The 13423-nt window shown below is 56.3% G+C and carries 11 protein-coding genes; 8 read left to right on the top strand and 3 right to left on the bottom strand.

The features are described from left to right. The first annotated feature begins 120 nt into the window (after positions 1-120). On the top strand, positions 121-1992 hold the full coding sequence (gene recQ, locus J122_RS14115) for a DNA helicase RecQ (protein WP_061332916.1): 1872 nt from the start codon (positions 121-123) through the stop codon (positions 1990-1992). Here recQ and J122_RS14110 read toward each other — a convergent pair. Beyond that, positions 1983-2537: a PaaI family thioesterase gene (locus tag J122_RS14110; protein ID WP_061332915.1), complete on the bottom strand. Its 555-nt coding sequence runs from the start codon at positions 2535-2537 to the stop codon at positions 1983-1985. The genes recQ and J122_RS14110 overlap by 10 nt on opposite strands. A 230-nt stretch (positions 2538-2767) precedes the next feature. Between J122_RS14110 and J122_RS14105 the strand changes: the two genes are divergently transcribed. After that, positions 2768-3619 (top strand): transporter substrate-binding domain-containing protein, encoded by an 852-nt coding sequence (locus J122_RS14105; RefSeq protein WP_138437442.1) that lies wholly within the window; start codon positions 2768-2770, stop codon positions 3617-3619. A gap of 38 nt (positions 3620-3657) precedes the next feature. Here the strand turns inward: J122_RS14105 and J122_RS14100 are convergent, their stop codons facing one another. Beyond that, positions 3658-5490 (bottom strand): methyl-accepting chemotaxis protein, encoded by a 1833-nt coding sequence (locus tag J122_RS14100; RefSeq protein WP_227510219.1) that lies wholly within the window; start codon positions 5488-5490, stop codon positions 3658-3660. A 215-nt stretch (positions 5491-5705) separates the two neighbouring features. On the opposite strand from J122_RS14100, the gene J122_RS14095 reads away from it, so the two are divergent. The 4 genes from J122_RS14095 to selD all read left to right on the top strand — a co-directional run bounded on the left by J122_RS14095 (position 5706) and on the right by selD (position 10770). Continuing rightward, positions 5706-7226: a bifunctional GNAT family N-acetyltransferase/carbon-nitrogen hydrolase family protein gene (locus J122_RS14095; RefSeq protein WP_061332912.1), complete on the top strand. Its 1521-nt coding sequence runs from the start codon at positions 5706-5708 to the stop codon at positions 7224-7226. Positions 7227-7385: 159 nt separating this feature from the next. Then, positions 7386-7784, top strand: a complete 399-nt coding sequence (locus J122_RS14090; RefSeq protein ID WP_061332911.1) for a hypothetical protein — start codon at positions 7386-7388, stop codon at positions 7782-7784. A 44-nt stretch (positions 7785-7828) separates the two neighbouring features. Next, the gene (locus J122_RS14085; RefSeq protein ID WP_061332910.1) at positions 7829-8494 is read left to right on the top strand and encodes a helix-hairpin-helix domain-containing protein; all 666 of its coding nucleotides are present in this window, start codon (positions 7829-7831) and stop codon (positions 8492-8494) included. After that, positions 8494-10770, top strand: a complete 2277-nt coding sequence (selD, locus tag J122_RS14080) for a selenide, water dikinase SelD (RefSeq protein ID WP_061332909.1) — start codon at positions 8494-8496, stop codon at positions 10768-10770. The genes J122_RS14085 and selD overlap by 1 nt, the downstream gene beginning before the upstream one ends. Here selD and senB read toward each other — a convergent pair. Further along, positions 10754-11734, bottom strand: a complete 981-nt coding sequence (gene senB / locus J122_RS14075) for a selenoneine biosynthesis selenosugar synthase SenB (protein WP_061332908.1) — start codon at positions 11732-11734, stop codon at positions 10754-10756. The genes selD and senB overlap by 17 nt on opposite strands. Positions 11735-11889: 155 nt before the next feature. Between senB and J122_RS14070 the strand changes: the two genes are divergently transcribed. Both J122_RS14070 and J122_RS14065 read left to right on the top strand, forming a co-directional pair. Further along, positions 11890-12759 (top strand): putative selenate ABC transporter substrate-binding protein, encoded by an 870-nt coding sequence (locus J122_RS14070; RefSeq protein ID WP_061332907.1) that lies wholly within the window; start codon positions 11890-11892, stop codon positions 12757-12759. Then, positions 12759-13409, top strand: a complete 651-nt coding sequence (locus J122_RS14065) for an ATP-binding cassette domain-containing protein (protein ID WP_061332906.1) — start codon at positions 12759-12761, stop codon at positions 13407-13409. Before J122_RS14070 ends, J122_RS14065 begins: the two co-directional genes overlap by 1 nt. The last annotated feature ends 14 nt before the right edge of the window (positions 13410-13423 follow it).

Genomic DNA, 13423 nt, shown 5'->3' with positions numbered 1-13423 from the left:
CTATTGTATCCTTTCTCTTGTCGCTTTGCCTCCATCCCAAAAGGTGTATTGACCACTCCAGCGGCAGTATCTGGTATCATTTCGCCCCGAACTTCACCCGCCCAAAGGCTGACAACCACCATGTATCCGGACCAGGACTTCGAGCAACTGACCCGCGAACCGCCTTCCTCCGCTAACCGCAGCCCGGAGCAGGTACTGCATGAGGTTTTTGGGTATGAGAGTTTCCGTCTACTACAGGGAGAGATTGTTCAGGAAGTTGTAAATGGTGGCGATGCCCTGGTTCTGATGCCCACCGGCGGTGGTAAATCGCTCTGTTACCAGGTGCCCGCGCTGGTCCGCCCCGGCACGGCCATTGTTATTTCGCCCCTGATCGCGCTGATGCAGGATCAGGTGGCTGCGTTGCGGGAACTCGGTGTGAGAGCGGCATTCCTCAACTCCACCATGGATTATGAGCAGGCCCGTGCCACCGAATACGCCCTGATGACCGGCGAACTGGACTTGCTCTACTGCGCACCGGAACGGCTGATACAGCCTCGTACCATAGAGTTACTTCATAACGCATCGTTGTCGCTATTTGCCATTGACGAAGCCCACTGTGTATCCCAGTGGGGCCATGACTTCCGTTCCGACTACCTTCAGTTAAGCATGCTCGCCCAGGAGTTCCCGGGTGTCCCACGGATAGCCCTGACGGCAACGGCGGATGAGCGAACCCGTAAAGAGATTGCCGAGCGTTTGTCTCTGACCAATGCCCGGCACTTTGTCAGCGGTTTTGATCGCCCAAATATTCAGTATCGTATCACTCCAAAAACAAATGCAAACAAGCAGTTGTTGGATTTTATTAAAGCAGAACATGAAGGTGATTGCGGGATTGTCTATTGCCTGTCCCGCAACAAAGTCGACGCCACCGCCAAGATGCTGGCGGACAAAGGCTACACTGCCCTGCCTTACCACGCTGGGCTGGATGCCACAGCCCGGGCCCGCCATCAGGAACGGTTCCTGCGCGAAGACGGCGTTATCATCGTGGCGACCATTGCTTTCGGGATGGGCATTGATAAACCAGACGTTCGGTTTGTCGCCCACCTGGATTTACCCAAAAGCCTCGAGGCCTATTACCAGGAAACCGGCCGGGCTGGCCGGGACGGCAAGCCGTCCACCGCCTGGATGGTTTACGGCCTGCAGGATGTCATTAAGTTGAGACAGATGCTTGAGGCATCGCAGGGCAACGACCAGTTTAAACGGGTAGAACGCCAGAAGCTCGATGCCATGCTTGGCCTCTGCGAAGTGACCCGCTGCCGCCGCCAGGTACTGTTGCGTTATTTTGGTGATGAACTGGAGCAGCCCTGTGGTAATTGCGATACCTGCCTCACCCCCCCTGAGACCTGGGATGGCACGGTGGCCGTGCAAAAGGCGCTGTCCTGTGTGTATCGTACCGGGCAGCGCTTTGGCGTTAACTACCTGATTGACGTGCTGCGCGGCTCTGAGAACGAACGTATTCTTCAATCTGGACACCAGGCCATTTCCACCTATGGTATTGGTACCGAGTTATCCGCAAACGAGTGGAAATCGGTGTTCCGCCAGCTGGTTGCCAACGGCTACCTGCGGGCAGATCCGGAGGGCTATGGCGCCTTACAGCTCACGGAGCAGTGCCGCCCGCTGCTGAAGGGTGAACAGGCTATCGAGTTACGCAAAGACCCGGTGGCCAAAAAATCCTCGTCGTCCAGATCTGCCGGCAAACGCTCGGGCCCGGCAATAAGGGAGCAGATTACCGACCAGGCCGGCTGGGATGCGTTACGGGCGTGCCGGAAGGAACTGGCAGATAAACAGGGCGTGCCGCCTTACGTGATTTTCCACGACACCACCCTGTTCGATATGCTGGAACGTCGCCCGGAAACCCTGGAGCAACTGGCAGAGGTCAGCGGCGTAGGGGCCGCCAAGCTGGAGAAATATGGCGAGGTCTTCCTGCAAACCCTGCGGGAAATTGCTCAGTCCTGAGGCTTGAAACCCTTCTTGCGCACCCGGTAATGGGCCAGCGAGGTGGCCACGTGGTTACCCTCTTTGTCTTTCAGCTTGCCTTCCAGGGTGAACTTCGCCCGGCCGGTGGCATCGGCGTCCGCCAGAATGGCGGCAACCGCTTCCGGCGCCAGTGAAAACTCTACCGTGACATCCGAATTGGCCGGCTGCAGGAACTCGAGGGTCATCTCCTTGAGGATCGGCGTATAGGCAGGCCCCAAGTCAAACAGCGACAGTACGCCACCGGGAATTTCCGCCACCAGGAAATAGGCACCGGCGTACAGGCTGCCAAAATGATTCTTGTTGCCCTTGAGCTTTATTTTCGCCCGAACATAACCGGGGCGCATCTCTTCGACACTGAAGCCGTTTCGCGGTGCAAAGGGAATGGCGAGTCCAATCAAGCGGTTAACAGTGGCATAGCTGCCGGTTTTCTTAAGCCATGCAACAGGCTGCAGAAGCGTGGCTTTCGGGTCGCTCGCGGTTACCCACTGGCCAGCGGTGCCGATAAGTGTATCAATGAGTGCCATATTCAGGGCTCCAGAGAATGGTTTTTCGGGATCATTACAGCCGAACGCGCGTGCTTCAAGAATCTTTTACAGTATTTTTGAAAGTTATCCGGTTTCAGTAACAGATTCTGTTCTACAGTTAGGGGGCGCGCCACTTAAGGAACAAGGCATTGGTTGCACGAAATCGTTTCATTCATCGTTATCTACCGGGGTTTCTTCTGGTCCTGTGTTTGTCTTTGCCCGCTCCAGCCATGTCGGTCGAACCGGATGACAAGCGCACCTTTATTCTTTGGTACCGGAATTACGATAACCCGGCCATCCGGTCACTGGTGGAACTGGCACTGGCCAAAACGTCGGAATACGGCGACTTCACGGTCGTGCGCAGTGAGGAACTGAGCCAGGGCCGGGTACTGCGAGAGTTGGCCAACAATAATAACCGGCTGGTGGATATTGCCAATGTTGCGACCACCGCTGAACGGGAGGAATTTCTCAATCCTATTCCCTTGCCGGTAGACGGCGGCTTGCTGGGCTTTCGGGTGTGCCTGGTGTTACCAAAGCATCTGCCCCAGTTCGAGGGCATCCAGAACATAGATGACCTGACTTCAAGAAAAATCCGGATTGGCCAGGGCTCTCACTGGCCAGACACGCCGATTCTCGAGGCCAACGGCCTGCAGGTAGTTACGCACACCCGCTATGAAATCCTGTTTGGTATGCTGCGCAATGAACGTTTTGAATGCTTTGCCCGTGGCGTTGGTGAAGTATTGTTTGACCTTGAACACAATCGGGCAGACGATCTGGTCATCGAACCCAACATTCTGTTCGCCTACCACATGCCATCCTATCTTTTTGTCGCTCCAAATGATCAGGAGGCCGCCCATCGGTTACAGCTGGGAATAGAACGCGCCATCAAAGATGGCAGTTTTGCAGTTTACCTGAAGCGATGGTTCGGTCGCGCAGTGACAGAGCTTGGGCTTGAGCAGCGCAAAGTGATAACCCTGGAGAACCCGTACCTCAGCGAGGAATCCATGTATGTGGGGCGGCACACTTTGGAAAACCTGCGTCGCCGGCTCGATTATCTGAGCCAGATTGCCTCACCTGATTGAAAGGTTATGACCCGCTGGCCGTCCATGGCCAGCCTCCGCTATACGCGGAAGCGGGTCACTTTTTCATTCAATGTTCTGCCAATGGTTTCAATGTGCCCGCTGTACACATCGTTTTCACTGGCGGCTTTGGCTGCTTCCTGGCCCTGGTCCGCAATCCGGGTGATGGAGGCATTCAGCTCTTCGGTAACCGAGGTTTGCTCCTCAGACGCTGTGGCAATCTGAGACGTCATCTGGCTGATGGCGGTGATGGCCTCGGCAATCCGGTTCAGGGATTCCATGGCGTCCTGGGCTTTTTCCATACTGACGTTAGACACCGCCGTTGACGCCTTCATCACTTCCACCGCATCGCCGGCGCCTTTCTGCAGACGCTCGATCATGTTATTGATTTCCTCAGTGGAAGACTGGGTCCTCTGGGCCAGGTTGCGTACTTCGTCTGCCACCACCGCAAAGCCACGTCCTGCTTCCCCTGCCCTTGCGGCCTCGATTGCGGCGTTCAGTGCCAGCAGGTTGGTCTGTTCTGCTATGCCCTGAATAACCTCCAGCACCGTGGTGATGGACGACACATCCTTACCCAGCGTGTCGATGACTTCAGCAGCTGCATTAACCTCATTGGAAAGCTTTTGCACCGCATCCCTCGACGCAGTCACCGTCAGCAACGACTCGCGACTCTCCTGATCGGCATTCTCAGCCGCTTCCGCTGTTTGCTGTGCGTTCTGGGCAATCTCCCCGGCAGCAGCAGACATTTCGTTGATGGCCGTAGCAATCATGTCAATCTCGCTCTGCTGGCTCTCAACGCTCGAACGGCTGGTACTGGAGGTGTTGCGCAAGGCGGTCACATTCTCATCCAGGTCATCACTACCCTCTTTGACTTCCCGGACAACCTGCTGAATGTTCTCCACAAATCGGTTAAAACTTTGCGCCAGTGCGCCAAATTCGTCCGAAGCGGAATCGTCCAGTCGGCGGGTAAGATCTGCATCACCCGAAGCAATACTGGACATCGCACTGTTCAGGCGGCGCACCGGCACCATCAGCAATCGTATTCCGAAATACAGCGCCACCAGGGCAACTATCAAACCCACAGCGGCAATGACAAGGCCGCCCACCCGGGCCTCAACAATCGGAGCGTTGATCAGGTCCTCGTTAACAAACGTCACCAGGTACCACTCCACAGCCCGGGCATCGGCTATCGGATGAAAACTGACACTCCAGCGGGCGCCGTCCATCTCAAATGTATGCTGGCTGCCATCAAGAGCGGGCCGCTGACCGATAATGTCCGAAATGTTGTTTCTGACCACCTCTGAGTCCGGGTAGAAGAGCACAGTGCCCTTCTCGTTTACCAAGGCGGCGAACCCGGTATCGGCCAGGGTGATCGTAGACAACATTCGGTCAATCGTGCCAAGCCCGATATCCATGCCGGCTGCTCCTTTATATAAACCGGACTTGATCGGGGCCATGGCGGAGATAATGGTCGCGCCAGTGCTGGCATCCTGATAGGGCTCAGTGAATGATGAACGCCCTAACCGCTGGGCTCCCTGGAACCAGGGGCGGGTGCGGGGGTCGTAGTCAGGTGGCAGTGTCGCTTCCACCTCTGGGCTCCGCATTAGCATCCGGCCGTCCTCGGTGCCGGCATAGACATCCATAATATTGCCGCCGCGCGTCATCGCTTCCATCAGGGTACGGGCCATATTGTCGGTGCGGATGCCCTCAAGGGCGCTGGCCGTCGCCTCAGCCATGTCCAGGCGAGTGTTGAGCCAATCGGAAATACTGGACGTACTCTGCTCTACCGCGTCGGCCATAAGCGCGTCAACATAACGATCCGTCGTTGATCTGAGCCTGATATCCGTTGCCACTGTCAACGCAGCCATCAGCATTATGATGAGAGCACCTACGGCAACGAGCAGTTTCTGAGAAAATGAGAATTGCAAGGGGAATCCCTCCGATAAGACTGAGGTTGTTTCGATCAGCTTCTCATCAATTATAGATGTGAATTAATTGACTAACGGCAATTTGAGCGAAGTCTTTAGAACTCTTTGTTAGAATGGACTTACAGGCAACCAAGGCTGCCAAACCAAAGGAGATACACCAGATGGCCCATGAAGAGCTCCACCTGAATCTGCGAAACCTGACGCTTGAAGACTACAGCCAGCTCCAGGAGCTGATGGACGAGGTTTACGACGATATCGGTGGCGCATGGCCAAAGGAAACCATCAAGGCGTTGGTTGAGCAGTTCCCGGACGGTCAGATCTGTATTGAAGACAACGGGCACCTGGTGGCCGTTGCGTTGACCGTATGCGTTAAGTACGAGCGCTTCAGCAACCCCCACGCCTACGACGACCTGATCCTCCGTAACGAGAAAATCTGGCACAACGCCAATGGCGATTCGCTCTATGGCCTGGATGTATTTATTCATCCCGAGTACCGGGGCTACCGCCTGGGCCGGCGGCTCTATGAAGCCCGCAAGGAACTTTGCCGTTCCATGAACCTGCGGGCTATTCTCGCAGGCGGGCGTATCCCCAATTACTTCAAGTATTCCGAACAGTACACGCCGGAAGAGTACATCCATCGCGTCGACCGCAAAGAGATCTACGATCCGATTCTCACCTTTCAGCTGTCCAACGATTTTCAGGTAACCCGTTTGATGCACAAGTATCTTCCGGAAGATGAAAAGTCGCTGGGTTATGCCACCCTGCTGGAATGGCGGAACATCCTGTATACCCCGCCCTCCTCGGTGCTGAACGTAAAGAAAACCCAGGTTCGCCTGGGTGCCGTGCAATGGCAGATGCGGGAATTCACCTCAGTGGAGGAAGTGCTGAAGCAGGTTGAGTATTTCGTGGATGCGTTGTCTGATTACAAAAGTGACTTTGCCCTGTTCCCGGAATTCTTCAACGCACCCCTGATGGGCCTGACCGACCAGATGGACCAGACCCGCGCCATTCGTTTTCTTGCCGGATTTACCGAGCAGTTCCGCAATGAAATGTCGGAAATGGCGGTCAGTTACAACATCAACATTATCACCGGCTCCATGCCCCTGATCGAGAACGACCGGGTTTATAACGTGTCGTACCTGTGCCATCGGGATGGCCGCGTGGACGAGCAACGCAAGATCCACATCACGCCCCATGAACGCCGCGACTGGGTTATTGAAGGCGGCGACAAGTTCCAGGTATTCGATACAGATGCCGGCCGGGTTGCCATTATGATCTGCTACGACATTGAGTTCCCGGAGCTCGGGCGCGTAGCTGCCAGCCAGGATGTGGACATCATCTGTGTACCCTTCTGGACCGACACCAAAAACGGCTACTTGCGGGTTCGCCATTGTGCCCAGGCCCGCGCCATCGAAAACGAGTGTTATGTGGTGATCACCGGCAGTGTCGGCAACCTGCCCAAGGTAGAGAACCTGGACGTCCAATACGCGCAATCCTCCGTATTCTCACCGTCTGACTTCGCATTCCCCCACGATGCCGTGATGGCGGAGACCACCCCGAACACCGAAATGATCATGTTCTCGGATATGGACCTGGAGAAACTCAAATTGGTACGTAACGAAGGCTCAGTCACCAATCTGAAAGATCGCCGTGTTGATCTGTACGAATTGAAAACCAGATAACGACCGCATCTGGCCCCCTTTGCGGGGGGCGGATGTTGAACTATTCCATGAAAGGGTTACGGTAGACAGCTGATGGCATTGCCAAAATTAAATAGCCCGTCTATTGTTTAATTTATGCTCAAATAATCTGGCTGATCTCAGAGGCAGAGAAAGCATTTCATGAACGAAGAACTACCGGATCTTGTTGCCCGTTTCCGCGTACGCCACGGCCTGTTTCGCAAAGAAACCGTGGAAGCTCGCCTTTATGAGCTAGACAGCTACGGCTGCGTGATGAAAACCGACAAGCTGTTCAAGCCCGGCGACACCATCACACTCGACCTCATTATGGATATGCCATTTGAAGAGATCCGCGCCGAGGGTGTTACCGGACTGGTTACCGAAAAGAGAAAGCACTGTAGCAACTTCTTCTACTCTATTGATTTTTTTCAACTTGAATCCGGAGATAACTCCCCTCTTTCGGACAAGCTACGCCGTATTCGTGAAGTGCTTCTGAAGAAGCAAAGCCTCAAATCCAGACGAAGCTCGAATACGACCAACGGAATGAGGCAATTGGCCTGATACACCGTTCCATCGTTCTATCCCCCTCTGTAAGGAGACGCCCTATGGCAAAGAAAGCCAAACCCAGTGTTGATAAGATTGTCAAAAAAGTGAACAAAGAGTTCGAGAAAACCACGGCTCAGATTGAAACACTCATCAATGATGCCCTGAAGCAGTTCGACCACCTGCAGCATCAGGTTCAGGATCCGGTTCGTAAACTGCTCAAGGAAATGGACGAGCTCCGTGAGCGCGAAGTGAAGCGCTTCAATGAAGAGTTCGAACGCCGGATGAACGAATTCCACGAACTGCAGAGCTCATTGCTGGACAAGCTGGGTATTGCAGCCAAGGAATCTGGCAAAGACGTCAAGAAAGCCGCAGACACCACCGCCAAGAAGGCTACGACTGCCGCTAAAAAGGCGACGAGTGCGAAGCCCGCGGCCAAGAAGCCTGCCGTTAAAAAACCGGCTGCCAGCAAGGCCAAGCCTGCCGCCGCCAAAAAGCCTGCAGCAAAAAAACCGGTAGCAGCCAAAACCGCCAAGCCGGCGGACAAGTCTGATCTGACCCGCATCAAGGGTATTGGCCCGGCAACGGCGAAGAAGATGAAAGATGCCGGCATTACATCCATCGACCAGATCGCCAACCCGAGCGATGCCGATAAACAGAAACTGGAAGCCTTCAAGAGCATCAAAGGGTTCAGTGAGCTGTCTGCTGAAGCCAAGAAAGTCATCTGATGCAAACACCCGATCAACCTGTATTACGGGACATTGTCCTGGTAGGTGGCGGGCACAGCCACGTCGGGGTCCTCAAGCGATTCGCCATGAATCCGGTCCCCGGCGTTCGGCTCACGCTCATATGCCGTGATACCCACACCCCCTATTCCGGTATGCTTCCCGGTTACGTGGCGGGGCATTACAGCTATGACGATGTGCATATTGATCTGAGCCGGCTGGCAGAGTATGCCGGTGCCCGGTTCTACCGTGCGGAAGTGTCTGGCATTGATCGTGCGGCACAACGCGTCATCTGCAAAGGCCGCCCGAACGTTCCCTACGATATCCTGTCGATCAACATTGGTTCCTCTCCCCGGGTTGCTGAGGTCAGCGGTGCTGCGGAACATGCGGTACCGGTCAAGCCCATTACCGGGTTCAACAACCGATGGCTATCGCTGCTGTCACGCATCGAGAACCACGATGGCCCCATGACCATCGCCGTTGTGGGTGCCGGTGCCGGCGGGGTCGAACTCACCCTGGCCATGCAGTTCCGCTTACGCAATGAACTTGCAAACCGGGGCAAAGACCCGGACCAACTGCACTTTCATCTGTTCGACGCCGCAAACGAGATTCTGCCCACCCATAATGCCAAGGTCCGTGCGGTGTTCCGGGACAAACTGGTTCGCCGTGGCGTAAAACTGCATCTGGGCGATGCTGTTTCCCGTGTAGACGCAGGGCTACTGGCCACCGAGTCCGGCCAGACCCTGCAAACCGACGAAGTGCTTTGGGTTACCCGTGCCGGCGGCCCGGCATGGCTGGAATCCACCGGCCTGGAACTGGATGACGGCCTGTTTATCCGGGCTCGGGACACCCTGCAGACAGCGAATGACGACCACATTTTTGTTGCCGGCGACATCGCCAACGTGGTGAACCACCCCCGTGAAAAAGCCGGGGTGTTTGCGGTGCGCCAGGGGCGGCCATTGGCGGATAACCTCAAACGCATGGCTCTGGGAAAACCACCCAGACCGTTCAATCCCCAGAAAACCTGGCTGGCGTTGATCAGCACCGGTGACCAGTTCGCCGTCGCCTCCAAAGGCAATTACGGGTTTTCGGGCGCCTGGGTTTGGCGCTGGAAAGACTGGATTGACCGTCGGTTCATGAAGAAATTCACTGACCTGCCGGCCATGGAAGACAGCGCAAGACTGCCAGACACCTCGGCCGCCCAGAATCCCGAAGAAGCCTCCCAGGCCATATCGGCCGTTGCCATGCGTTGCGGCGGTTGTGGCGCCAAGGTTGGCAGCACGGTACTGTCCAGGGCACTGGGTGAGCTGCGCCCGATTGAGCGCGACGACATTCTCATCGGCCTGCACGCACCGGATGATGCTGCAGTGTTGAAAGTGCCACCGGGTAAGGCGGTGGTCCATACCGTGGACTTTTTCCGGGCGTTCATTGATGACCCTTACATTTTCGGAAAGGTAGCCGCCAATCACAGCCTGGGTGATGTATTTGCCATGGGCGCAGAAGCCCAGAGCGCTACGGCGGTGGCGACTGTCCCGTACGGGATCGAATCAAAGGTGGAAGATACCGTGTTCCAGATGATGTCTGGCGCGGTGGAGGTGCTTAACGAGGCGGGTTGTGCACTGGTCGGCGGCCATACCGGCGAAGGCAAGGAGCTTGCGCTCGGGTTTGCGGTGAATGGCCTGATCGATCCGGACAAGGTCATGAGCAAGGGCGGCCTTCGAGCTGGTGATGTATTGCTGCTGACCAAACCTATTGGTACTGGCACCCTGTTCGCCGCCCATGCCCGTTTGGCTGCCAAGGGGCGCTGGATTGATGCCGCGCTGGCCTCCATGGTCCAGTCCAATAAAGCTGCTGCGGAGTGCTTGCTGCGCCACGGGGCACGGGCCTGCACCGATGTCACCGGTTTTGGCCTGCTGGGGCACCTGGTGGAAATGACCAGGCCTTCCGGTGTCGATGCCGAGCTGGACCTGACCGCCATCCCCATTCTGCCTGGTGCGGAAGAAACCGTGGCAGCAGGGATTTTAAGCTCGCTGCAGCCGGCGAACGTAAGGCTGCGCCGGGGTATTCGGGACCAGGGAGACTGGGTTAACCACCCCCGCTATCCCCTGATCTTTGATCCGCAAACCGCTGGAGGACTTCTGGCCAGCGTGCCCGCAGCGGTGGCGGAAGCTTGTGTCAAGGAGCTCAAGGGCCTGGGCTATCCCCACACCGCGATTATCGGCCGGGTACTTGCCCAGGATGAAAACGGCCCGATAGAACCCATCACCCTGCGGGATTAACCGCAGCGAGCGCCAGCGCCACGGCCTGTTCCAGGCTCTGGCGTTCGCGCTCCGGAGTGAAGGTTTCTGCCAGCTCCTTAACGCAGTCAGTCAGTTGTGCCAGAAATTCCGGTTCGGTTTCGGCCTTGCGCATCAACCGGGCCAGGGCAGCATCATCCTTGACCGGATAATACCCGGGGTAGTGCTCACCCAGCAGGCCACGGTTACCTGGAATATCCGAAGCCAGAATCGGCAACCCTGCCCTGCAGGCTTCAGACACCACGTTGGCGCCACCCTCCATCACAGAACTGATCACCATCAGGCTGCTCACGGCCATCAGATTTTCCAGCTGCGCTTTGTCCAGTTGTCCCAACCAGTGGAAACGGGGGTTATCCTTGCTTTCGCTCAATGCCCGTTCCCGCCACTCATCGTTGTGAGGCTTTCCGGCACAGGACACAATGATGGCCGACTCCTCCGGTAATAGCCGGCTGGCCCAAGCGGCACGCAGGGAATCCTTCTCATCCCTCAGGTGCCCGATCACGCAGATATTGAACTGACCTGGCTCTGGCCGGGATCCACCGCGAACCGCAGGCTTGGCTGCGGACTGCCGCAAGGTAAGCAGCTTGTGTCGGAAGGTTTCAGGAATGTCCTGGGCAACAAGATCATGCAGGCCAATCAATACCGATGCCGCTGCCATAGAGGCATGGGTTGGTTCCGGGTATTGGTACTGGTGATGATAGATGTCGGTGCCGGTCAGGGCGACGATCAGTGGCTTTTCAGGCCATTCGGTGTGGAACCGTTGGATCGCGTCGGCACTTCGCCAGGCATGAAGGGCTATCAGCAGGTCTGTTGGCTCTCCATCATAACCTGTAACCACCGTTACCTGATGGCCAGCCTGCTCCAGCAACTGCTGCCATCGCACGGCGGTTGCGCGGTTCCCCGCTTTTGAGTCCGGCCCCGCCGGGGTAAGAATGCTAATATTCATAGGCCTGCCAGGAAGATTTTGCACAATTCTGTCGCTCTGAATGCTCCAGGTAAAGAGTTCTACCGTATATCGGTTCAGACTTGACCGTAATCACGTTATCCTCTGCAGGTCGCAATCCACAGCAACATCATCACCCTCTTTTAGAAGGAAAGATTATGATCACCAAGCAAATACGGAAATGGCTTGTTTCCGGTTTCCTGATCCTGCTTGCCTCCGGCACTGTGTCGGCACAAACGTTTGTCTTTACCGCGATTCCCGATGAAGACGAAACCAAACTCGTGGAGCGCTTCCGCGGCATTGCAGATTACCTGTCGGAGCAACTTGAGGTAGATGTACGCTATATTCCGGTTAAGTCATACGCCGCCGCCATTTCTGCATTCCGCAATAACCAGGTACAACTGGCCTGGTTTGGCGGGTTGTCGGGTGTTCAGGCCCGTGCATTGGTTCCCGGCTCAGAAGCACTCGCCCAGGGCGTTGAAGACCAGGCGTTTTACAACTACTTCATCGCCCACAAGAGCACCGGTCTTGAGCGCGGTGACGAATTGCCCGAGGGCGTTCGCGGCAAAACGTTCACGTTTGGCTCCAAGGGTTCGACTTCCGGCCGCCTGATTCCCGAGTACCACATCCGCCAGCGTTTCGGCGAAGCGCCGGAATCAGTGTTCAGCCGCGTCGGTTACAGCGGCAACCACACCCGAACATTGAGGTTGGTCGAGTCCGGCACCTATGAAGTCGGCGCACTCAACTACAAGGTTTGGGAAAAGGAACTGGAAGACGGCAATATCAATACAGACGACGTCCGGATTATCTGGAAGACCCCGGGCTTCCCCAACTACCAGTGGACCATCCGTGGCGACGTTGACGCCCGTTTCGGTGAAGGATTCACGGACAGGGTTCGCCAGGCCCTGCTTGATCTGGACGACCCCGCTCTGCTGGAGAGCTTCCCCCGTGAAGGCTTTATTCCCGCCTCCAACGATGATTATGAGCCCATTCGCAGCGTTGCCAAAGACATTGGAATCATCGATTGATGTCAGGCTTTTCATTTGATCAGCTAAAGGCAAGTTTTGGAGACAAGCGGGTGATAGGCCCGCTGTCTCTGAAGGTAAACGATGGTGAGCATGTGGCCCTGGTGGGCAAGAGCGGTGCCGGCAAGTCCACGCTGATCAAACTGCTGTATGAACGTTTGACCCGCGACGCCTCGCTGGTCCCCCAGGGGCTTGGGCTGGTCAACGCCCTGCCGGTGTTTCACAACGTGTTTATGGGCCAGCTGGACCAACACCCGTTGTGGTACAACACCCTTACCCTGCTCCGGCCGTTCCGCAAGGACCGCGCCGTCATCAGCGACCTTCTGAATCAACTGGGCATTGCCGAAAAGCAATGGTCACCCACGGCCTCGCTGTCTGGTGGCCAGCGCCAGCGGGTTGCCATTGCCCGGGCTCTGTACAGGCATGCTCCGATATTGCTCGCCGACGAACCCATCTCTGCCCTGGACGGCCCTATGGCGCATCTGGTTATGAATGCGTTGACAGAGCGCTTCCATACCAGCGTGATCGCACTCCACGATGTGGATATGGCCCTTGCCTACTGTAACCGGATCGTGGGTATTCAGGATGGACAGGTGGCACTGGACCAACCGGCCAGCAAACTGAACGCGTCTGATATCATGACGCTTTACTGACAGGCAGCGCCGGC

This window comes from Marinobacter excellens LAMA 842 (genome assembly GCF_001574445.1).
Lineage (GTDB): Bacteria > Pseudomonadota > Gammaproteobacteria > Pseudomonadales > Oleiphilaceae > Marinobacter > Marinobacter shengliensis.
This window is presented reverse-complemented; position numbering and strand designations above follow the sequence as displayed.